Source organism: Kribbella sp. VKM Ac-2566 (assembly GCF_004366005.1).
Lineage (GTDB): Bacteria > Actinomycetota > Actinomycetes > Propionibacteriales > Kribbellaceae > Kribbella > Kribbella pratensis.
In genome coordinates this window covers 25370-46040 of sequence record NZ_SODT01000012.1, presented here as the reverse complement: position 1 = coordinate 46040, position 20671 = coordinate 25370, and the positions used below count along the sequence as shown (strand labels likewise).

Genomic DNA, 20671 nt, shown 5'->3' with positions numbered 1-20671 from the left:
CGGGATCGTTCCTTCCGCCGGTCACGAACCCCTTCCCCAGGGTTCGTGAACTTTTGGTCCTCCTGGACCACATACGTGACACTAGTTGCCCACAGCCCCAATGGGAACACCTTTCACACGAGTATCTTTGTTTCACCCGTGTGTCGGCTTGACAAACTACAAGCTTGTGATTCGGCGAACCCGCAGGTGGGCGCACGAAAACGCCCCTCCGGCCGGAGCCGGAGGGGCGTTGCCGAGCTCGGTGATTCAGCTGAGGACGAACGAGGCGACCACCGGCAGGTGGTCCGAGGCCGGCGTCACCGGTACGGCGGCCTTCGTCGGGCGCAGGCCCGCGCTGTGCAGCTGGAAATCGATGCGCTTGGTCGGGTTGTCCGCCTCGATCGTGTAGCCCGGACCCACACCGACCTCGGTCCAGGTGTCGTCGTACACCGCGGTCAGCGTCTTGATCTCCGGCTTCTCCGGCGTCGCGTTCAGGTCGCCGACGAGCAGTGTCGGCGTCCGCGATCCGCTGAGCAGCTCGACCACCTTCTGCGCCTGCTCCAGCCGCTCGGCGTTGTTGTTGCTGGTCAGATGCGTGTTCGCGAACCGCAGTTCGGCGCCGCGGACCATGAGGTCCGCCACCGCCAGGCCGCGCTGTTCACCGGTCGGGTACTTCGGCAGCAGCGTGTTGCTGAAGTCCTGGATCGGATACCTGGACAGGATGGCGGTCCCGTACTGCCGGCGCGGCTCTCCCGGGTTGACCGGGGGAAGGTCGAGGTTCGCGGCGTACGCGTAGTGCATCTTCAGCCGCTGGGCGAACCAGGCCGGCTGATCCACCCAGTTGCTGCGCACGTCCCAGTGCCGGTCGACCTCCTGCAGGCCGATCACGTCGGCCCCGGACTGCTCGATCAGGACGGCGATCCGCTCGAGATCGAGTACGCCGTCGATCCCCGCGCCGTGGTGGATGTTGTACGACATGACGGTCAGCGGCCGGCCCGGACGACCCGCGTCGGGACGGGCCGCGGCGACGGTGGGAACCACGATCAGGAACCCCACGAGGATGGTCAGTAATTTACGCATGCACTCATCTTCCGGAAAACCGGCGACACCCGCACAACGAGCGAGTGTCGCCGGTTCGAACGTCAGTGCACGAGACGTCCGACGGCGCCCTTGGCGCCGGAGGCCCAGCAGCCTGCTTGGATGCCGTGGCCGGCGCATTCGACGCTGTCGAAGCTGCCGTCGTAGAACTGCTTCCAGCTGCGTCCGCCGTCGAAGCTGACATCACTCCCGGACGGACCGACCGCGACGACGGTCGTGGGTGACCACGGGACGAAGTGCGAGCCGCTCCGGTAGCCCTTCGGCGCCCTGTCGGCCGGCACCAGCTTCCAGGTGCGACCACCGTCGTACGTCACCGACGCGGCGTTCACGGCCTCGGTCGGTTTGAGGAAGTCACCGCCGACCGCGACGCCGAACAACGTGTTCCGGAACGCGAGGCTGAAGATCCCGGCCGCTTCACCACTGGCCATCGGAGAGTCCGAGACCGTCCAGCGCCGTCCGCCGTCGACGGTCCGGAACACCCGCGGCCGATCGCCGCCACCGCTCGCGAACCACGCCGTACGACCATGGCCGGCGACCAGGCAGGTACCGCTCGCCGCGAACGCGAACTCCCCGGCAAGGGCGGCCGGCATTCCGTCGGTCGGCTGCACATTCCAGGACTTTCCGCCGTCGGAGGTCGCCGCGATCCGGAACTTTCCGTCCACCGGATCGCTGAGCGCCAGGCCGTGCTTGTCGTCGTTGAAGGCCATGCAGTCGTAGAACGCGTTCGCGTCCGTGTTCCGGAACGTTTCCGACCAGGTTTTTCCGCCGTCGGCGGTTCGGTAGACCCGGGAGTCCTCGCCGTTCCCGATCGTCAGCGCGACCGCACGCCGGGCGTCGAACGCCTCGACATCGCGGAACTGCAGCGCCTCCGCACCGGCCGGACTGACGTTCTCCCAGTGCTTCCCGCCGTCGACGGTCCGCAGCACGGTCCCTCCGGTCCCGCCCACCCAGGCGACGTCCTTGCTGACCGCCGCGAGCCCACGGAACTGCGCCGTCGTACCGGTCGGCGTCAGCTCCCACCGGTACGACGATCCGCCGTGAGCCTGGGCGGGCACGACCTGACCCATCAACAACAGACCTCCTGCCGCCAAGGCGGCCACACGCAGGATTCTCATGCGCCGCAATCTAACCCGGCCATCACGTCAGCTTGAAGGACTGCGCTGTGCTGGAGTTGCAGGTGAGTTGGACGAGTTGAGTGCTGTCGGCCGTCGAGCCACCCGGAACCGTCAGGCATTTGTTGCTGAGGCGGCTGACGAAGTGGAAGTAGCCGCTGCCTTCGGAAACGGCCTGCCACTGCTGGTTGTTTCCGTTGCTGTACGTCCACAACTGGAGGCCGGCGTTGTCCGCGACGGACACACCGGTCACGTCGATCACCTTGGTTGCGTCGTTCCGGTTGTTGACCCGGGTGAACCCGCTGGATGTCGGCTGGAACTGGAACTGCTGCGCCTGTGTGCCGTTGCAGCTGTACTGCTGGATGACGGTCCCGTTGGCAGTCCCGGCCGCGCGGGCGTCGACGCACTTCCCGTTGGCCTTGTTCGCGATCGAGTACCACGTCGTCGGCGACGGCTGGTCGGCCGGCGGCGTCGTCCCGGCACCGCCAAGCCACTTCAGCGCGTCCATCATGAACTGGTTCTGCGCCGGGCTGTCGAAGGTCGACGAGAGCCGCGTGTTGGTCTCGTAGTTCATCGCGTTGTGGCCGAAGTTCGCGTAGATCATCTTGTAGTTCTTGTTGGTCCAGATGATCGGGTAGTAGCCGCCGTACCAGGTCTGGTTGGGGTCGGTGCCGACCGGGAAGCTGGAGTTGTCGATCGACGCCAGGATCTGGATGTCGGGATTGTTCCGCAGGTCGTTCTGCCAGCTGTACCACTCGCTGACCGACGACCGGAACGTCGCACCGGTGTTCACCAGGGACGGGTGCGAACGGTTCTCGGTCCGCAGGGTCACCGCGGTCGGACCCCAGGTGTTGGACTGGAACCGGCCCGTGCCGAGCAGCGTGTTGTTGAACCACGGCCAGCCACCACTGGCGTCGTTGTACGCCGTGACGTGGAAGCCGAAGAATGCGCCGCCGTTGTCCATGTAGTTCTTGAACCCGTTGCGCTGCGCGTCGGTGTGTGGCGAGTCGTCAAGGAACATCACGACCTGGTACTGCGAGGCGCTCAGGTTGTTGAGCTGGTCCCAGTTGTTCGTGGCCGTGTAGGTGAACCCGTTCTGCGCACCGAACTCGGGAAAGCGCTGGTTCGCCTCTTTCTCGAAGTCGATGTGGGCGGCGTCCCAGGTTCCGCTGTAGAACGCGAGGACCTTGAAGGTGGCTTGGACCTGTGCCGTCGCCGTGCTGGTCAGGCCGGCGACCACAAGCACGAGGGCGAGCATGAATGCGGGCAGGCGGAATCGATCGGAAAGCATGGGGGCGGACCTTTCCGTAAGAACGCTCTGTAAATTTCAGAGCTTAAATTAACTCCCGATCAAAGCCCTGTCCAGGGTTCATCGCCTGGCTGCCCAGAACGCTCAGCAACCGCAACTTCTCCGCACTCTCACTGCCCGGCTCCGCGGTGAAGACGATCAGGGTCTGCTGCTGGTCGCGGTTGTCGATCAGCTCGCAGTACAGCTCCAGCTCGCCGACCACCGGATGCCGGTACCTCTTGGTCCGGCTGTGCGCGACCACCACCTCGTGCGCGTTCCAGACCTCGGCGAACTCAGGGCTCAGCTTCTGCAGTGCCCGCACGATCGAGGCGGCGTACGACTTCGGGCCGTCGATGGTCGCGGCCGTGCGCAGCATCGAGACGAGCAGCCGGCTGTGCGTCGACAGCTCCGGCTCCTGGTAGAGCGCCCGCTCCTCCGGATGCGCGAACCAGCGGTAGACCTCGCTGCGTTCCATCCCCTCGAAGTTGGTCAGCTCGCCGGCGAACGCGACGTGCGCCGGCGTCTGCGCGAGCACCTCGCCGCAACGGTTGAGCAGCATCGCGGGAGTGTCTTGCAGCCGGTCCAGGATGCGCAGCATGCCGGGGTCGACGTGGCACGCCCGCGTCGTGCGCGGCGGCGTACCGTGACCGGCCAGCAGGAACAGGTGGTCGCGCTCCTCGAGCGTCAGCCGGAGCGCCCGGGCGATCGCGCCCAGCATCTCGACCGACGGCTGCGGGCCGCGTCCGCCCTCGAGCCGGCTGTAGTAGTCGGCCGACATCGACGCGAGCGCCGCCACCTCCTCACGGCGCAGTCCCGGCGTACGGCGTCGGCGGCCGCGGGGCATCCCGACGTCTTCGGGTTGCAGGGCCTCGCGGCGTTTGCGCAGGAAGTCGGACAGGTCGGCGTACTCCATGACTCCAGTGTCCACGCGTCGCGCCGGTTAACCACTGCTCGGCGAGCAGTGGTTAAGTGCAGCCTGGTTGCCCCGAGCATCCGGTTCCACTCTGGAGCCATGAGAACAACAGGCAACACGATCTTCATGACCGGCGGTACGTCGGGTATCGGCCTCGAGCTCGCCCGGCGGTTCCGCGACCTCGGCAACACAGTGATCATCAGCGGCCGCCGCAAGGACCTGCTCGACACGATCGCCGCCGAGGACGGTATCGAAGGCATCCTCCTCGACGTCGCCGACCCGGCCTCGATCACTGCGGCGTTCGAGCAGGTGACCAGCAGCCACGACGTCAACGTGCTGATCACGATGGCCGGCATCATGCAGGTCGAGGACCTCCGCGACCCCGCTCACCTGGACACCGCCGAGCAGACCATCGACATCAACCTGCTCGGCACGATCCGCACCATCGCCACCTTCACGCCGTACCTGCTGAAGCAGACCGACCCGGTGATCCTGACGGTCTCGTCCGGCCTCGCCTCGGTGCCGCTGACGATCACGCCGACGTACAGCGCGACGAAGGCCGCGATCCACAGCTACACGCAGAGCCTGCGGATCCAGCTCGCGGACACCGGGATCCAGGTGATCGAGGTGGTCCCGCCCAAGGTCCGGACCGGCCTGCTGGACGAGGACGACGGCGAGGGAGCGATGCCGCTGGACGAGTACGCCGACGAGACCATCAGCCTGCTGCAGCAGCAGCCGGACGCCGACGAGATCCTCGTCGACCGGGTCCACTTCCTCCGCCACGCCGAACGTGAGAACCGCTACGACCAGGTCATCAGCGCCCTGAACTCACTCGCCTAACGCCTGTTCGATGCGCTCGACCTTCGCGGTCAGCTGGCCGGTGTACCCCGGCCGGATGTCCGCCTTGAGCACGAGGCTGACCCGCGGCGACGCCGCGGCAACCGCATCCACGGCCTGCTTCACCACCGCCATCACCTCGTCCCATTCGCCCTCGATGTTCGTGAACATCGCGTTGGTCTCATTGGGAAGACCGGAGGCGCGGACGACGCGGACGGCCTCGGCCACCGCTTCGCTCACGCCCCCGGTCTCGTCACCGGCCGACGGGCTGATGCTGAATGCGACGATCATGCATCCAGTTTGTCAGGTCCCTCTTCTTCGGCGCGGCGTTCGGCGCCGGAGGTGGTGAGGAGGGCCTTCTCCTTGATGAAGAGGACGGCGATCAGGGCGAGGACCGCGAACGGGACCGACATCATGAACAGGTCCGCGGTCGCCGCGCCGTACGCGTTCTCGACGATGGTCCGTACCTCCGGAGGCAGCTCCGCGATGTTCGGCACCGCGTTGCCGCCGCCGGACGACGCGCCGCCCGGGTTCAGCGTCTCGGCGACGTTGTTCGCCAGAATCGCGCCCAGCACGCTGACGCCGATCGTGCCGCCCATGCTCCGGAAGAAGCTGACCGCGGACGTCGCCGCCCCCAGCTCCCGGGCCGGTACGTCGTTCTGCGCGGCGAGGACCAGGTTCTGCATGACCAGGCCGATGCCGACGCCGAGGACGATCATGAAGCTCCACAGCATGTACTTCGAGGTGTGCGCGTCGATCGTGCCGAACAGCGCCAGCCCGATCGGCAGCAGGACGCTGCCGACGACGAGGTAGATCTTCCAGCGGCCGTACTTCGTGATCAGCCCACCGGCGATCGTGGAGGCGACCATCATGCCGAGGATCAGCGGCAGGCTCATCAGGCCGGCCTTGGTCGGCGTGTACCCCTGGGCGATCTGGAAGTACTGCGCCAGGAACACCGAGCCGCCGAACATCGCGACGCCGACCAGCGCGCTGGCGATGATGGACAGCGTCACCGTCCGGTTGCGGAACAGGTCCATCGGGATGATCGGCTCGGGGTGGCGGCGCTCGACCAGCACCGCCGCGACCAGCGCGACCACGGCCACCGCGACCAGTCCGAAGCTCCAGCCGGAGACCCACTCGAACTTGTTGCCGGCGAACGAGGACCAGACCAGCAGGGTGCTCACGCCGCCCATGATCAGGACCGCGCCCCACCAGTCGATCTTCACCTCGCGACGGACGGTCGGCAGCTTCAGCGTGCGCTGCAGCAGGACGATCGCCGCCAGCACGAACGGCACGCCGACCAGGAAGCAGGCGCGCCAGCCGAGCGGCGAGTCGACGAGGAAGCCGCCGAGCAGCGGTCCGCCGACGGTTGCCGACGCGAAGATCGCACCGAAAATGCCGGAGTACCGGCCGAGCTCGCGCGGCGGGATGATGGCCGCCATCACGATCTGCACGAGCGCGGTCAGACCGCCGGCGCCGAGGCCCTGGAGGACGCGGCTGCCCAGCAGCACCTCGATGTTCGGCGCGAAACCGGCGACCAGCGAGCCGATCACGAAGAAACCCAGCGACAGCTGGACCAGCAGTTTGTTGTTGTAGAGGTCGGCGAGCTTGCCCCACAACGGCACGGTGGCCGTCATCGTCAGCAGCTCGAGGGTGGCGACCCAGGTGTACGACGACTGACTCGCCCCCAGGTCGTGAATGATCCGCGGCAGCGCGGTGCTCACCACGGTGCCGGCGAGGATCGCCACGAACATGCCCATCATCAGGCCGGAGATGGCCTGGATGGTCTGCCGCGGCGTGAGTGTCGCCGTCTCGGTGGTGGTGACCTCACCCACGGGTTCCGGAGTGGGTGACGAGGTCGTCGTCATGAGGTGCCTTTCTTCTGGTGGTCCGGCCCGAAGGCGGCATCGATGCCTTGGGCAAGTAAATGGAACGCTTCGTCCAGCAGATCGCGGATCGGCCGGTCGGGAGCGGACTTGTGCAGCTCCATCACGACGCGGCAGGCGGCGCCGGCCGTGCTGACGATCAGTGCCGGCCGGACCGATCCGGCCGGTTCGCCCATTCGCTCGGCGAGGGCCGCGGTCAGCTGCCGCTCGTCGTCGAGGCTCGACAGCATCAGCTGGTACAGCAGGCTCGGCGAACTCATGATCAGCTCACCGCGGCGCGACAGTTGACCGTCGCTCTCCAGGTCCCGCAGTACGTCGTTGACGATGAACCACATCGTGGTCAGCGGCGACTCCTCGGCCGGCGCCGTCCGCATCCGCTCCAGGGCCCGCTCGAGGTGCTCGGGGTTGCGCGCGAGGATCGCGTACTCCTTGTGCGGGAAGTAGTTGAAGAAGGTCCGCACCGAGACGTCAGCCGCCTCGGCGATCTCCTCGACCGTGACGTGGTCGGGCCCCTTCTCCAGCGCCAGCCGCAACGCCGCATCGGCCAACGCCGACCGCGTCTGCAGTTTCTTGCGCTCCCGCAACCCACCCTCTCCGTGCCTCACGCACACCAGCCTACGGACAAACTTGCACCCACTGCAAACAATTAAACACTGCAACTTTGCAGCCGTGCAGGATCGCGCCGGCTCCTACCCGCCCAAAGCCTTGAACCGCGGAATCCACGCCGGCACGGCTCGGCAGTAGTCCTCGTACTGCCGGCCGTACCGCTCCCGCAACACCGGCTCCTCGTACCAACGCACGAACGACGCCATCACGGCCCACGCGATCACGCCGTACCCGAGCACCCGCCAATCAAGGAAAACGAGTGCCTGCCCGAAGATCGCCGCGACCACCCCGACGTACATCGGGTTCCGCACGAATCGGTAGTCACCGCCGACCACAAGCTCCTCGGTCGGCGCGACAGGAGCCGGCGTACCGCGACCTTCTCGGACGAATCGGACGAAGGCACGCAGTACGACGAACGCACCGGCCGCCACGATCACGAAGCCGGGCCAGAACCGTGCCGCCGCCCAGCCGCTGACCCACCACGGGAGCACGCCGGCGACCACGCACGGCGCGGCGAAGAAGAACAGTGCGCTTCCGAGGATGGCTTTGACCATGGGGATCCCGGTAAAATGTAGACGCAGCCTCCGGCACGGTTCTCGTGCTCGGAGGCTTTTGTGTATGACGACTCTTCTCTACAAGGCCGCAGGTGACATCCGCGGTGACGCCATCCTGCCGCTCAACCAGCTGCGTGTGCACTACCCGGACATCTACACGCGTGAGCTCGCGAAGTACGCCGCTCGCCCGGAAACCCTGCGCACCCCGGTCTACCCGCTCGACTGCTGCTGGGCCGACGTCGTGTTCCTCTCCCCCGTCCACCCGGCCCCGATCTTCGAGGCCATGCAGGAGTCAGGCCGGATCGGCCCGGTCGTGATCGACTACTGGACCCTCGACGCCGACCTTCTCGACCCGGCCCGCACCTGCATCCTCCTGAAGCGCCACGATCCCGAACTCCGCCCGCAACCGGCCGAGGACTTCATCCCCTACACCCCCGAGGCGGCCGCCGCCCTGTCCACTCCCTCCGAGCGTGCACTCCAACGGCTCCGCAACCTCAATGCCACGGAGCCCCTCTACCCCTGGGCCGACATCCCGCACATCCTGCACCGCGGTCCGATCCCGTTGACCGCCTTCCGCACGGCGGCCGGCGCCCCGGTGATCGGTTGATCAACCTCGCCGTACGCGCCCCGCTCGACTCGACCCAAGCGAGTGAAAGTGTTCTGAAAGCGGCTCCGACCAGGCTGGGTCACCCAACCGCACGAAGGGGGATACATGAGCCTGGTACGACGAACACTTGTCGCAGCCGCCGGACTGCTGCTGACTCTCGGCACCGCGACAACCGTGCTGACCACCGCGAACGCAGCGCCGGTCGAGACACCCAGAACCCCGGACAAAGTCGCCTACTACGTCCGGGTTCCGAGTGGCCCGTCGGTGACGCCGGCGATCGCGCTGCCGGAGCCCACCACCAGCCCTGCCGCCGCGTCCCGCAAGTGGTACCCGGGTGGGTCGCTCGTGCCCTGCGAACCCGGCTACGCCTGCGCCGGCGTTCCCTGGGGCAGCGGCGGCTTCGTGTTCAAGTTCTACAGCTATGGCACGTACCGACTGAGCTACTGGCATGGCAGCGGCGACCTGACCAACGCACAGACCGGGACGGCGGCCGTCAGGACCCTCGACCAGAACGGCGTTCAGATCGGCTGCCGTGACCCCCACGAGCGTGCCTTTCCCAGCTGGGACCCCGTCTGGTACATCCGACTGACCTCTTACGGTTGCTGACTTCCTACAGCCGCCGACCTCACGATCACGGCCCCCACCGCTGCCCGGTGGGGGCCGTGATTCTGTTCACTTCCGGGCAGATGCATAGCTTTCCTATGTATATTTGTGGGTGTGAGCACCAGGGATCTGACGCAGCTCGGTGAGGACATGGTGGTGGCGTCGACGCGCTTGTCGCGGCTGGCCACCCGGAACGTGAACACGCTGCCGCACGCCGCGATGCGGGTGCTGGGGCGATTGGACGAGCTCGGGCAGGCCCGGATCAGCGAGCTGGCCAAGGCCGACCGGTGTTCGCAGCCGACCATGTCCAACCTGGTGCAGCGCCTCGAGGAGCAGGGTTGGGTGCGCCGCGTCCAGGACCCCGCCGACTCGCGCGCGAGCCTGATCAGCCTCACCGACGCAGGCCTCGCCGAGCTGCGCAGCGCCCGCCACCAGGCCGGCGGCGCCTTGGCCGCGCACCTGAGTCAGCTCCCGGCGACCGACCTCACGACCCTGGAGGCCGCCGTCGCCATCGTCCACAAACTTCTCACGCTCGAACCCGTGGAGGACACAGCCCGGTGAGCACGTCGTCGTTCCTGAAGCAGCCCAAGTCCGTCTGGGCGGTCGCGTTCGCCTGCGTGATCGCGTTCATGGGCATCGGCCTGGTGGATCCGATCCTCAAGCCGATCGCCGAACAACTGCATGCGAGCCCGTCCCAGGTCTCGCTGCTGTTCACCAGCTACATGGCGGTCATCGGTGTCGCGATGCTGATCACCGGCGCGGTCTCCAGCCGGATCGGCGCCAAGCGCACCCTGCTCATCGGCCTGGCCGTCATCGTCGTCTTCAGCGCGCTGGCCGGCCTGTCCAGCAGCATCGGCATGATCGTCGCCTTCCGGGCCGGTTGGGGCCTGGGGAACGCGCTGTTCATCGCGACCGCGCTCGCCACGATCGTGAACTCGGCCGCCGGTTCGGTCGCGGAGGCGATCATCCTCTACGAGGCCGCCCTCGGCGTCGGGATCGCGGCCGGCCCGCTGGTCGGCGGCGAACTCGGCACGATCTCCTGGCGCGGCCCGTTCTTCGGCGTCGCCGTCCTGATGACGATCGCCCTCGCCGCCACCGCGTTCCTGCTGCCCGCATCACCGCCGGAAGGACGCCGTACGTCGGTCCTCGAGCCGTTGAAGGCTCTACGGCACCGGTCGCTCGCGACCGTGGCGGTCACCGCGTTGCTGTACAACTTCGGGTTCTTCACGCTGCTCGCGTTCACCCCGTTCCCGCTGGCGATGTCGGCGCGGCAGATCGGGCTGATCTTCTTCGGCTGGGGCATCTGTCTCGCGTTCACCTCGGTGTTCGTCGCGCCGCGACTGCAGCGCCGGTTCGGCACCCTCCCGGTGGCGATGACCGTACTGCTGCTGTTCGGCGCGGACCTCGCGGTCATGGGCGTCTACGCGCACCACAAGCCGGTGCTCGCGGCCGGCGTCATCGTGGCCGGCCTGTTCCTGGGCATCAACAACACGCTGATCACCGAGGCCGTGATGGCAGCCGCTCCGGTCGAACGCGGTACGGCGTCCGCGGCGTACTCCTTCGTCCGCTTCTCCGGTGGCGCGGTCGCACCGTGGCTGGCCGGCAAGCTCGGCGAGGAGTTCAACATCCAGCTCCCGTTCTACGTCGGTGCCTTCGCCGTACTCCTCGCGGTCGGCGTCCTCGCCAGCGGCTGGAAGCCCCTCTCCCACCTCCGGGTCCCCACCACCCACTCCGAGTCGGAAGCCGAAGCCCTCACCGCCGCCGACGCCTGATCCCTCGTCCCACCCGATCCCGACCCGCCGGATCCCTCTCCGGCGGGTCGTCTGCGTCTACAGCCCGCCGACCATACCAAACGGTATGGTATGGTCCGCCTGTGGTCAGTCGGACGGAGTGGTTGGACGCAGGGCTCGAGTTGCTCGCGGCGGAGGGTGCGCCGGCGGTGACGATCGAGCGGTTGACCGGTGCCCTGGGGGTGACGAAGGGGTCGTACTACCACCACTTCAACGGGGCTTCCGGGTACAAGGCGGCTTTGCTGGAGTACTTCGAGGCGCGGAACACGACCCGGCTGATCGACGCCGTTGAGGACGGTCGTGACGCGAACGCGAAGCTCCAGCATCTGTTGCGACTGGTGCTGGCCGACCCGGACAGCGCGGCCCTGGAGATCGCCGTACGCGCTTGGGCCTTGCAGGACAGCGAGGTGCGGGCCGCGCAGGAGCGGGTGGACAAGGCGCGGACGGCGTACCTGAAGAAGCTGTGCCGCGGCCTGGGTGCGGACGTGGACCCGGATCGGTTCGCGCAGCTGCTGTACCTGATTCTGATCGGCGCCGAGCAGGTGGTGCCGCCGATCGGCAAGCGGGACGTGCGGGAGATCTACGACCTGGTTCTCCGGCTGATCGACTAGACGCTGATCGACTAGAGGAGCACACATGCCGACCACATTGCACGAGCTCGACGATCTGGTGCCGGTTGTGGACGAGATCGATGTGAAGACGGGCCGGGGCGACGTCACGCTACGGGAGTTCGTGGCGGGGGCTCTGGGGCACAGTCCGTTGTGGGTCAAGGGATTGTTCGCGGTGCGGATGGCAGTGGCCGCGGTCCTTCGCCTCGAGACCACCGGCGTACCGGACTCGCGTCGCCTGCGGCCCGAGACGGTGAGCTTCACACCGGGCGAGAAGAACGCGTTCTTCACCGTCGTGCGCGGCGAGGAGGACCATTACCTGCTGCTGAAGGTCTCCGACAACCACCTCGACGCGTGGCTCGCGTTCATCACCGACAACGAGCGGCCGGCGACGTTCAAGGTCGTGACGCTGGTGCAGTTCCTGCGGCCCGCTGGCCGGTTCTACTACAACCTGATCCGGCCGTTCCACCACGTCATTCTGCTCGGTATGTGCCGAGCCGGTGAGACGTGGCGCGACCGGCAGTGAGCGCCGCGGCGACCCCGACGACCACCAGCGCCGACGCGAAGATCAGTCCGAGCAGCCGCCACGGGATCGCCAACGCAGCAAGGCCGTAAGGCCCCGCCGCGATGCCGGCGAGCGCGGCCGCGGCGACCAACGATCCGAGCAGTACGCCGACCACCACAACGGTCACGGACTCCACGAGCGCGACCATCACGACCTGTGCCCGCGTCAGACCGGCCAACCGTGACAGGTGAAACTCCTGCCGCCGGTCAGCTGTCGACATCACGACCGCGTTGACGACCGCGACCGCGGTGAAGATTCCGGCCAATCCAAGGAGCGCGGCGAACAGTCCCGAATTGCTGCGCTGCTGCGCCTCGCCACGCGCCTCCGCCCATTGCTCGACCGACCGGCCGTCCAGCGTCGCACCAGGCGCCAGCTTCACCAGCGTCTCGGTCCGCCCACCGGCCGGCAGCAGACTCCTCGGAACGAAGAAGTTCTCGCTCACATCGAGCGTCGCCTGCATGATCGCGACCACCTTCACGGCGATCGATCTGTTGCCCAGCGCAACCTTGAGGGTCGATCCGAGCCGGTAACCCTCGGCGGCCATCCCCGGCCCGATCGCGATCGTCCGCCCGGTCAGCCGATCCAGCGAGCCTTTCCGGGGCCGCAGCTTGTGGGTCTGCTGGTACGCGGCCGGATCGATGCCGATCGCCTCGGAGTACAGCGTTTTCCGTCCGCGTGTCACAGCGATCGGTACGGCGGTCTGCGCCGAGGCCGCCGCGATCCCCGGTCCCGGACGAACGACGTGATCGACCACGACATCCGCCGTGATCAACTGTTTCTGCTCGACCCCGACCGCCTTCGCCAGCGACCCGAACGTGCCCCACAGCCCGATGACCAGCCCGACGAGCACGATCAACGGCGCCGCGGTCGCCGCGCTCCGGCGTACCGCGTGCAGCACACCGGCCCGCGCCAGATCCGCGATCAAGTTGCCACGGACAACGATCGCGGGCAGCCGGCCGACCAGCGGTACGACGACTGGGCTCAGCTGGCTCAACGCCACGGACCCACTGATCATCACGACCAGCCCGATCATCAACCCGGCCACGAGGTCCCGCGCCGCCTGCGCCACGATCACCAGCAGCACCGTGCCGAACGCGGCCGACAGCCCCCAGAACCACCGCCATCCCGTCATTACCCGCCGCGAAGCCTGTCCCTCCACGATCGCCTCGAGCGCATTGACCCGCGACGCCCGCCAGGCCGCAGCGAGTACGCCGCCCAACGCCGTACTCACGCCGACGATCATCGCCGCCCACACCGCACCCTGATCCCACGGCGCGTCGAACCACTCCGGCAGCATCCCCAATCGAACCAGCAACCACGACTGCGCCCAGGTCGCCAGCACCCCCAACGGCAGCCCTACCACACTGCCGACCACTCCGAGCAGACCCGCCTCCGTCACGACCATCAAGCACAGGTAACCCCGCTGCGCTCCGACCAGCCGAAGCAGCCCGAACTCACGCCGCCGTTGCACAGTCATGAAACCGAACGTCGTGCTGACGATGAACACGCTCAGGAAAACAGCCAGCATGACCGACATTCCGAGCAGTGTCGCGGCCCCGACGTACCCCTCCCGGACCTTGGCCCGCTCGTACGCCGACAGTCCCGCGGGCAACACCGGCCTGTCGGTCGCGGCCAGCATCTGCAACCCGGACTGCACCAAACCGACCCCGAGCGCAACAGCCGCCACCGCACCGGCGAACAGCTGCCACCTGGTCCTCAGCGCCCCGACAGACAACCTCAGCATGCACCCAGCCAACAGCCCGCGACAGGAACAGGCGCTGGCCTCAGCACCCGACCTCAGGTAGCTCAGGCGCTACCGGGCAGACAGCAACAGGTTGACGGTGCTGTGATTGGCCAGACCTCCGAGCGCGCCGAGCGCCCGGAAGGTCAACGTCACGTCGACCACGGTGGGTGCGTCGAGCCGGACCCGGAAGGCGGCCTCCTGACGATGCTCACCGGTCAGTTCGTGCACCGGCAGATCCAGTTGGAGTCCGCTGACCGGTTCGGCCTCGACGGCCAACGGCCCGGTGACGAAGGCGTCGTTGACGACCGTCACGGCGAGCGTGTGCCACTCGCCGGGCTTCAAGGTCCCGATCGGCGCACCGCTGCGGGTCACGTTCACCCGCGCCTCCGGGTTGATCGTCACCGCGAGCGGCGCATCGGTGTCGACCGGCCCGCAACAGCCGACGGCAGGTGCCTGGTGAGTCATCAGTCGGTCTCGCATTCTGCTCGCCGCGACCGGTAGATCGCCTGCGCCTCGTCGTACGCCTGCCGCGCGGCAGCCTGCTCGTCCTCCCGGATGAACCCCGACTTCACCTTCCACAGTTGATCGACAGAGTCGTGCAGCCACTGGGCGCTGCGGCGGGAGGCCCGGATGGGCCGGCCGCCGACCTCGAGGAAGATCGGCTGGGTGTGCACACTGCGCAGGATCCGCAGCGCAAGCCAGGACGATTCTTCCACCGGTACGTCGAACGCGACCTCCTGCTCGGTGCCATCGGCAACCACCTCCTGCGAGGCCACTACGACGCCGTTCAGCACTGCCTCCACCAGCACGGACCGGGACGTGCCGATCCGCGCCCGTTCGAGGTGCCAGCCGACCGGCGCGCTGTACACGGGACGCCCCGCCGGCGGTGGCGGCGGGACCTCGGGCAGCCACGCGGCAACGGTCGCGCTGACCCGCACCGGGCCGGGAGTGTCCAGCGGGTGCTCACGAGAGACGTCGCCGTCTACCGCGAGATCGAAGACATGGCTGCGGCCGTCACCGAAGTACGACGCGCTCTCCCGTAGACCGGTGATCCACGCCTCGATCGCCTGCGGGCCCGACGGTGGCTCGGTCAGTCGCACGTACGTACGCCCGACGCCCGGTCCCTCGTCGTACATGCAGGGATAGTCGGTCTCGCCGAGCATCAGGGTGCGGAAGCCGACGCTGAGCAGGTGGTACCAGATGTTCAGCTCGGCCGCCGGCGCGAACTGGCCTCCGCACTGGAAGTCGGCGGCACCGAGGGGTACGTCGACCACGATCTCGTTGGAGCCGATGCCTTGGAAGGACGGCACGATGTAGTTGGGCAACTCCTCGGTGCCGACCCCGAGACCGACTCCGCAGTGCGCGTACCCGACCAGTGCGTTCTGTTCCTTGGCCCAGCGCAGGACGGGCAGGTTCCACGACGGCCAGTCCTCGATCAGGCTCGTCCCTGGATAGTCCTGGTCGGTGAGCCCGAGCAGGATCAGGTGGCCCGAGTGACTGGACGGGAACCCGGACACTTCGACGTCGTACCGCAACGCGCTCTCGGCATCGCGGTCCGTCGGCTGCGGAGTCCAGGTCATGCCCTGGGCGGCCTGCATCAACGGGTCCTCCAGGTCGGCCGGCGGGCTGATCGACTCACCGCTGAAGAACTGTTTCTGGTGGTAGTAGCACGGCGCCCAGGTGAGCACACTGCCCAGCCAGAGACCTTCCCCGCGGACATGCCGGATCATGGTTTCGGGCGTGACGCCTTCGCTCGGGACGTTGTAGTGCGAGCAGCCGCCGGCGTGGATGTGCGGGTCGCCCGAGTAGTAGCCGCGGCCCGCCGGATCGACCCAGCGGTCGAGGGTGATCGGAATCGCCTCGGTCCCCGCGCCGACCTCGGTCTCCAGGAGCACCGGTCGATACTCCGGTCCGCGGATCGCGGTGACCCGGTACCGGCCCTCGGGCAGCCGGATCATCTCGCCGGTCGCCCGGTACACGTGCTCGTGGAAGAACATGTCCGGAGCCAGTCGCATCGCCTTGGACGGGTACGAGCGTCCCTGCCCGTCCTGCACCGTGATCGCGGCCATGCAACTGCGGCCGTCGGGCTCCCGGATGTCGAGCCGGATCTCGCCGGCCGGTGCACAGTCGAAGTCGAACGAAGCGGCGTACTCACGCAACTCGAAGTTCGTCCGGAAGCCCGCGACGGCGAGCGGTGACCGGCTCAGGCTGTGATGGTTGTGCTCGTCCGCGGCGAAGACCGACAGTCCGCCCTGCTGGATGCCGTCATCGCGGGTGTAGAGGCTGATGACCTTGTACTCGACCTCGAAGCCGGAAAGCTCACTGGGTACGGCGATCTTCGCGTCCAGCCACGCGTCCTTGATCCGCGGAACGACAGTCAGCGTGTCGTGCAACGCGATCCGCGCGGAGTGGCTCAGGTAGTCGATCACGCCGTACACACCGCTGTTCCCCGCGGACAGCTTGGCTTCGATCCGGTGCGGATTCGCCACCCGTACGAGGAAGCTGCGCCAGCCGTGTTGCACCAGTCGCGGCGGCGCGGCGCCCGGAGTACACGACGCGATCCCCTGCTCGTCGATCGACACGTCCAGCAGGACGAACGGCCGCAGCAGGGTCTCGAGCTGGGTACGGCGCTCCGCGTCGCTCAGGGAGCTGCTCTCCAGCCTGGACAGCTGAGTGACCACCTCGGCGGGCAGCGGATCGCCGAGGTCCTGCAGTTTCCGGACGGCGCGGGCTGCGGATGCGAACAGTGGCTGTACTGGGGGCTCTGACACCGAGGACCTCCCTGTTGGCGAGTTCCTTCGCGACAGTACTCGGCGCGGGCTACCTCAGCACCTCCAATAACGCGGCGACGTCGGACTGGTCGAGGTCGCGGGCGCCGATCAGCGCCTGCATCAGGAGGCCATCCAGCGCGGCAACCAACAGCCTCGCCTTCTGGGGATCCGCGGTGAACGCCCTGGCGATCTCGGTCAACGGCTCCAACCACGCGCCGGCCGTCTCCCGCACCTCCGGTCGCCGAGCCGCGTACAGGTACAACTCGTAGAGCGCCAGCGTCCGGCCACGGCGCCGTACGACGCTGTGCTCGATCAGCCGCGCCAACTCGTCCGCCGGTCGCGCGCCCAACTCGCTCCCGCGACCGTGCAGCTCGACGGCGAGGTCCTCCGCGGCCGACTGGAGGGCCGCGACCAGGAGGTCGTCCAGCGTCGGAAAGTGGTAGGTGATCGAGGCGACCGAGACATCGGCCACCGCGGCCACCGCGCGATGGCTCACACCTGCGACTCCGTCGCGTTCGATCACGGTCAGGGTCGCCGCGAGCAGCTCGCTCCGGCGCTGCTCACCGCGCACCCGGCGCCCGTCGACACCCCGCCTGACCTGCACGAACAGCAAACTATCAGGACGTCTGTACGGATTGATTTTGCTGTCCGGAATCGCGGGATCCAGCGATTTCCGCGATTTAGGCTCGGATTTCGTGGCCCCTGATCTGACGACAGCGATGCGGCGCGCCCTGAAGCGCGCGGACGACGGCAAGACCCTCGACCCGGCGGAGGTGGAGGAGCTGCTCGGCGCGAGCGGCGACGCGCTGACCGCGCTGATGACCACTGCGGCGAGGGTCCGCGACCAAGGGCTGGCCGATGCCGGCCGGTCGGGGATCATCACGTACTCGAAGAAGGTCTTCATCCCGCTGACGCGGTTGTGCCGGGACCGCTGCCATTACTGCACCTTCGCGACCACCCCGGGTCGGGTGCATTCGCCGTACCTGTCGCCCGACGAGGTGCTGGAGATCGCGCGGCAGGGAGCGGCGCTGGGCTGCAAGGAGGCGCTGTTCACGCTGGGCGATGCGCCCGAGGAGCGGTGGGACGCGGCGCGGCAGTGGCTCGACGAGGCCGGGTACGACAGCACCCTGGACTACGTCCGGGCGATGGCGATCCGGGTGCTCGAGGAGACCGGTCTGCTGCCGCACCTGAACCCCGGCGTGATGTCGTGGCAAGACCTGCAGCGGCTGAAGCCGGTCGCGCCGAGCATGGGGATGATGCTCGAGACCACATCGCGGCGGCTGTTCGAGGAGAAGGGCCAGCCGCACTTCGGGTCACCGGACAAGGACCCGGCGGTCCGGCTCCGGGTGCTCGAGGACGCCGGGCGGTCGAACGTGCCGTTCACGACCGGGCTGCTGATCGGCATCGGGGAGACGCTGCCGGAACGTTCCGACTCGATCTTCGCGTTGCGGAAAATCGCCCGGCAGTACAACGGCATCCAGGAAGTCATCATCCAGGGTTTCCGGGTGAAGCCGGACACCGCGATGCGCAACGACGCCGACGTACCGCTGGACGAGTGGCTGGCCGCGATCGCCGTGACGCGGATCGTGCTCGGGCCGCGGGTCCGGGTCCAGGCGCCGCCGAACCTGGTCGACCTCGCCGAGTGCCGTGCGCTGCTCGACGCGGGCGTGGACGACTTCGGCGGGGTCTCGCCACTCACGCCGGACCACGTGAACCCCGAGCGCCCCTGGCCGCAGATCGACGACCTCGCGAAGGTGACCGCCGACGCCGGGTTCGAGTTGCGCGAGCGGCTCACCGCGCACCCGGAGTACCTGCGGGAGCCGTGGCTCGATCCGCGCCTGATCTCGCACGTCGAGGCGCTCGTCGATCCTGCCACTGGCCTGGCCAACGAGGCCGCGAAGCCGGTCGGCCTCCCCTGGCAGGAGCCCGACGGCGGCTGGGACAGCGTCGGCCGCACCGACCTGCACACCGCGATCGACACCGAAGGCCGTCGTACCGAGACCCGCTCCGACTTCGACGCGGCGTACGGCGACTGGGACGTATTGCGCGAAGACGTCGCGGCACGGCGTGCGGCCGAAGCCGCCGCGGGCTCCGCGTCGGGCGGTGCGCCCGAGCGCATCGACGCCGAGGTGAAAGCGGCTCTCGCCGCCGCCGAGCGCGATCCCGCCGGGCTTTCCGATGCTCAGGCGTTGACGTTGATGACGGCCACCGGTCCCGCGCTCGACCAGCTCGCGCACCTTGCCGATGAGTTGCGGAAGGCAACGGTCGGCGACGATGTGACGTACGTCGTGAACCGGAACATCAACTTCACCAACGTCTGCTACACCGGCTGCCGGTTCTGCGCGTTCGCCCAGCGCCGCACCGACGCCGACGCCTACTCCTTGTCGATGGACGAGGTCGGCCAGCGCGCCGAGGAGGCGTGGGTGATCGGCGCGACCGAGGTCTGCATGCAGGGCGGCATCCACCCCGACCTGCCCGGTACGGCGTACGCCGACCTGGTCCGCGCGGTGAAGGACCGGGTCCCGGAGATGCACGTCCACGCGTACTCGCCGATGGAGATCGTGAACGGCTCGGTGCGCACCGGCCTGTCGATCGAGGAGTTCCTGATCTCGGTGAAGGAGGCCGGACTGGACAGCATCCCCGGCACCGCGGCCGAGATCCTCGACGACGACGTCCGCTGGATCCTCACCAAGGGAAAGTTGCCGACGGCTTCGTGGATCGAGGTCATCTCCACAGCCCACAAGGTCGGGCTCCCGTCGTCGTCGACGATGATGTACGGACATGTCGACGCGCCGCACCACTGGGTGCAGCACCTGCGCACGATCGCCGCCGTACAGGACCGGACCGGTGGTTTCACCGAGTTCGTGCTGCTGCCGTTCATCCACCAGAACTCGCCGATCTACCTCGCCGGTGTCGCTCGGCCGGGCCCGACGTACGACGAGAACCGGGCGGTGCACGCGATGGCGCGGATCATGCTGCACGGCCGGATCGACAACATCCAGTGCTCGTGGGTGAAGCTCGGCGTGGACGGCTGCGTCGCGGTCCTGAACGGCGGCGTCAACGACATCGGCGGCACGCTGATGGAGGAGACCATCAGCCGGATGGCCGGCTCCAAGCACGGCAGCCGCAAGTCGATCGCCGAACTCACCGCGATGGCCACCGCCGCCGGCCGCCCGGCGCGCCAGCGCACCACGACGTACGGCGACGTCCCCGTCCGGCCGTCGCTGGAACTCGCCTGACGCTCCTCCCTCCGGGAGCGCCAGGCGACTGTCACCTGACCGGGTCGAGGTCGACGGCCCGGTTACGGCGCTTGCTGCCGACCCGGTGCCCGAGCGCGACCAGGAGGTTGCCGACGACGTAGATACCGGCGGTCACGAAGAGGTACCCGAACGGCCAGGCGTTCGGGTCCGCCGGGAACGCCTGCGAGCGGTCGCCGACCCAGCTGCGCATCAGGTAGACCAACTGGAACGTGAAGCAGTAGCCGAAGATCGCGACGTACGCGACGTGGGCGGAGAGCCGGTTCCGCAGGAAGAAGCCGAGCGGAAAGGCGAACAGGACGGTGGCGATGGCGATCACGGGAATCCCCTCCTCGAGTAGCTGATCCCCTCACGATCGCTTCGCCGCACCGCCTTCGGCATCAGTGCTGTCGCCGGACTTCGGTCGTGGCCGGCCACTAAGTGCTGGCACGGGTGCGCGAGCGGCGGTCCGCG

Annotated in this window: 21 protein-coding genes; 8 read left to right on the top strand and 13 right to left on the bottom strand. The window is 67.9% G+C overall.

From position 1 onward, the window contains the following. Window positions 1-246: 246 nt before the first annotated feature. From EV647_RS27250 to EV647_RS27235, 4 genes are all read right to left on the bottom strand, one after another. On the bottom strand, window positions 247-1059 hold the full coding sequence (locus EV647_RS27250; RefSeq protein WP_134007753.1) for an endonuclease/exonuclease/phosphatase family protein: 813 nt from the start codon (window positions 1057-1059) through the stop codon (window positions 247-249). A 62-nt stretch (window positions 1060-1121) separates the two neighbouring features. After that, window positions 1122-2192, bottom strand: coding sequence for an oxidoreductase (locus EV647_RS27245; RefSeq protein ID WP_134007751.1), 1071 nt, complete (start codon window positions 2190-2192; stop codon window positions 1122-1124). A gap of 22 nt (window positions 2193-2214) precedes the next feature. After that, entirely contained in the window at window positions 2215-3480 is a 1266-nt protein-coding gene (locus EV647_RS27240; RefSeq protein ID WP_202876337.1) for a ThuA domain-containing protein, read from the bottom strand. A 43-nt stretch (window positions 3481-3523) separates the two neighbouring features. After that, a complete protein-coding gene (locus EV647_RS27235) occupies window positions 3524-4390 on the bottom strand; it encodes a helix-turn-helix transcriptional regulator (protein ID WP_134007749.1) in 867 nt (288 codons plus the stop codon). Between the two features lie 99 nt (window positions 4391-4489). Here EV647_RS27235 and EV647_RS27230 point away from each other — a divergent pair, with 99 nt between their 5' ends. Beyond that, complete coding sequence (locus EV647_RS27230; RefSeq protein WP_134007747.1) at window positions 4490-5230, top strand: SDR family oxidoreductase; 741 nt, start codon at window positions 4490-4492, stop codon at window positions 5228-5230. Here EV647_RS27230 and EV647_RS27225 read toward each other — a convergent pair. From EV647_RS27225 to EV647_RS27210, 4 genes are all read right to left on the bottom strand, one after another. Next, window positions 5219-5518 (bottom strand): thiamine-binding protein, encoded by a 300-nt coding sequence (locus EV647_RS27225; RefSeq protein ID WP_133785798.1) that lies wholly within the window; start codon window positions 5516-5518, stop codon window positions 5219-5221. The two genes, EV647_RS27230 and EV647_RS27225, sit on opposite strands and share 12 nt — an antisense overlap. Beyond that, window positions 5515-7095 (bottom strand): MDR family MFS transporter, encoded by a 1581-nt coding sequence (locus EV647_RS27220; RefSeq protein ID WP_134007745.1) that lies wholly within the window; start codon window positions 7093-7095, stop codon window positions 5515-5517. The genes EV647_RS27225 and EV647_RS27220 overlap by 4 nt, the downstream gene beginning before the upstream one ends. After that, entirely contained in the window at window positions 7092-7718 is a 627-nt protein-coding gene (locus EV647_RS27215) for a TetR family transcriptional regulator (protein WP_238177416.1), read from the bottom strand. Before EV647_RS27215 ends, EV647_RS27220 begins: the two co-directional genes overlap by 4 nt. Before the next feature lie 84 nt (window positions 7719-7802). Continuing rightward, the gene (locus EV647_RS27210) at window positions 7803-8273 is read right to left on the bottom strand and encodes an isoprenylcysteine carboxylmethyltransferase family protein (RefSeq protein WP_134007743.1); all 471 of its coding nucleotides are present in this window, start codon (window positions 8271-8273) and stop codon (window positions 7803-7805) included. Window positions 8274-8337: 64 nt separating this feature from the next. Here EV647_RS27210 and EV647_RS27205 point away from each other — a divergent pair, with 64 nt between their 5' ends. From EV647_RS27205 to EV647_RS27180, 6 genes are all read left to right on the top strand, one after another. Then, on the top strand, window positions 8338-8880 hold the full coding sequence (locus EV647_RS27205) for a hypothetical protein (protein WP_134007741.1): 543 nt from the start codon (window positions 8338-8340) through the stop codon (window positions 8878-8880). A 105-nt stretch (window positions 8881-8985) separates the two neighbouring features. Next, entirely contained in the window at window positions 8986-9486 is a 501-nt protein-coding gene (locus EV647_RS27200; RefSeq protein WP_134007739.1) for a hypothetical protein, read from the top strand. Window positions 9487-9597: 111 nt separating this feature from the next. Continuing rightward, the gene (locus tag EV647_RS27195) at window positions 9598-10044 is read left to right on the top strand and encodes a MarR family winged helix-turn-helix transcriptional regulator (protein ID WP_134007737.1); all 447 of its coding nucleotides are present in this window, start codon (window positions 9598-9600) and stop codon (window positions 10042-10044) included. After that, entirely contained in the window at window positions 10041-11255 is a 1215-nt protein-coding gene (locus EV647_RS27190; RefSeq protein WP_238177415.1) for an MFS transporter, read from the top strand. Before EV647_RS27195 ends, EV647_RS27190 begins: the two co-directional genes overlap by 4 nt. Before the next feature lie 101 nt (window positions 11256-11356). Further along, window positions 11357-11884, top strand: a complete 528-nt coding sequence (locus EV647_RS27185; RefSeq protein WP_134007735.1) for a TetR/AcrR family transcriptional regulator — start codon at window positions 11357-11359, stop codon at window positions 11882-11884. Window positions 11885-11909: 25 nt separating this feature from the next. Continuing rightward, the gene (locus EV647_RS27180) at window positions 11910-12407 is read left to right on the top strand and encodes a DUF2867 domain-containing protein (protein ID WP_134007733.1); all 498 of its coding nucleotides are present in this window, start codon (window positions 11910-11912) and stop codon (window positions 12405-12407) included. Here EV647_RS27180 and EV647_RS27175 read toward each other — a convergent pair. From EV647_RS27175 to EV647_RS27160, 4 genes are all read right to left on the bottom strand, one after another. Further along, window positions 12355-14190, bottom strand: coding sequence for an ABC transporter permease (locus tag EV647_RS27175; protein ID WP_134007731.1), 1836 nt, complete (start codon window positions 14188-14190; stop codon window positions 12355-12357). The genes EV647_RS27180 and EV647_RS27175 overlap by 53 nt on opposite strands. Window positions 14191-14259: 69 nt before the next feature. After that, window positions 14260-14655 carry a hypothetical protein gene (locus EV647_RS27170; RefSeq protein ID WP_134007729.1) on the bottom strand — a complete coding sequence of 132 codons (396 nt, stop codon included), beginning with the start codon at window positions 14653-14655 and terminating at the stop codon, window positions 14260-14262. Next, entirely contained in the window at window positions 14655-16961 is a 2307-nt protein-coding gene (locus EV647_RS27165; protein ID WP_134007727.1) for a CehA/McbA family metallohydrolase, read from the bottom strand. The genes EV647_RS27170 and EV647_RS27165 overlap by 1 nt, the downstream gene beginning before the upstream one ends. A gap of 49 nt (window positions 16962-17010) precedes the next feature. Next, window positions 17011-17565 carry a TetR/AcrR family transcriptional regulator gene (locus EV647_RS27160; RefSeq protein ID WP_238177414.1) on the bottom strand — a complete coding sequence of 185 codons (555 nt, stop codon included), beginning with the start codon at window positions 17563-17565 and terminating at the stop codon, window positions 17011-17013. 115 nt (window positions 17566-17680) lie between these two features. Here EV647_RS27160 and EV647_RS27155 point away from each other — a divergent pair, with 115 nt between their 5' ends. Beyond that, a complete protein-coding gene (locus EV647_RS27155) occupies window positions 17681-20200 on the top strand; it encodes a bifunctional FO biosynthesis protein CofGH (RefSeq protein ID WP_134009064.1) in 2520 nt (839 codons plus the stop codon). A gap of 31 nt (window positions 20201-20231) precedes the next feature. Here EV647_RS27155 and EV647_RS27150 read toward each other — a convergent pair whose 3' ends face one another. Continuing rightward, complete coding sequence (locus EV647_RS27150) at window positions 20232-20537, bottom strand: hypothetical protein (RefSeq protein ID WP_134007723.1); 306 nt, start codon at window positions 20535-20537, stop codon at window positions 20232-20234. Window positions 20538-20671 lie beyond the last annotated feature (134 nt).

Coding starts and splice junctions, on each gene's coding strand:
- EV647_RS27250 (WP_134007753.1), bottom strand. CDS start 1,059: ATGCGTAAATTACTGACCATCCTCGTGGGGTTCCTGATCGTGGTTCCC.
- EV647_RS27245 (WP_134007751.1), bottom strand. CDS start 2,192: ATGAGAATCCTGCGTGTGGCCGCCTTGGCGGCAGGAGGTCTGTTGTTG.
- EV647_RS27240 (WP_202876337.1), bottom strand. CDS start 3,480: ATGCTTTCCGATCGATTCCGCCTGCCCGCATTCATGCTCGCCCTCGTG.
- EV647_RS27235 (WP_134007749.1), bottom strand. CDS start 4,390: ATGGAGTACGCCGACCTGTCCGACTTCCTGCGCAAACGCCGCGAGGCC.
- EV647_RS27230 (WP_134007747.1), top strand. CDS start 4,490: ATGAGAACAACAGGCAACACGATCTTCATGACCGGCGGTACGTCGGGT.
- EV647_RS27225 (WP_133785798.1), bottom strand. CDS start 5,518: ATGATCGTCGCATTCAGCATCAGCCCGTCGGCCGGTGACGAGACCGGG.
- EV647_RS27220 (WP_134007745.1), bottom strand. CDS start 7,095: ATGACGACGACCTCGTCACCCACTCCGGAACCCGTGGGTGAGGTCACC.
- EV647_RS27210 (WP_134007743.1), bottom strand. CDS start 8,273: ATGGTCAAAGCCATCCTCGGAAGCGCACTGTTCTTCTTCGCCGCGCCG.
- EV647_RS27205 (WP_134007741.1), top strand. CDS start 8,338: ATGACGACTCTTCTCTACAAGGCCGCAGGTGACATCCGCGGTGACGCC.
- EV647_RS27200 (WP_134007739.1), top strand. CDS start 8,986: ATGAGCCTGGTACGACGAACACTTGTCGCAGCCGCCGGACTGCTGCTG.
- EV647_RS27180 (WP_134007733.1), top strand. CDS start 11,910: ATGCCGACCACATTGCACGAGCTCGACGATCTGGTGCCGGTTGTGGAC.
- EV647_RS27175 (WP_134007731.1), bottom strand. CDS start 14,190: ATGCTGAGGTTGTCTGTCGGGGCGCTGAGGACCAGGTGGCAGCTGTTC.
- EV647_RS27170 (WP_134007729.1), bottom strand. CDS start 14,655: ATGACTCACCAGGCACCTGCCGTCGGCTGTTGCGGGCCGGTCGACACC.
- EV647_RS27155 (WP_134009064.1), top strand. CDS start 17,681: ATGCGGCGCGCCCTGAAGCGCGCGGACGACGGCAAGACCCTCGACCCG.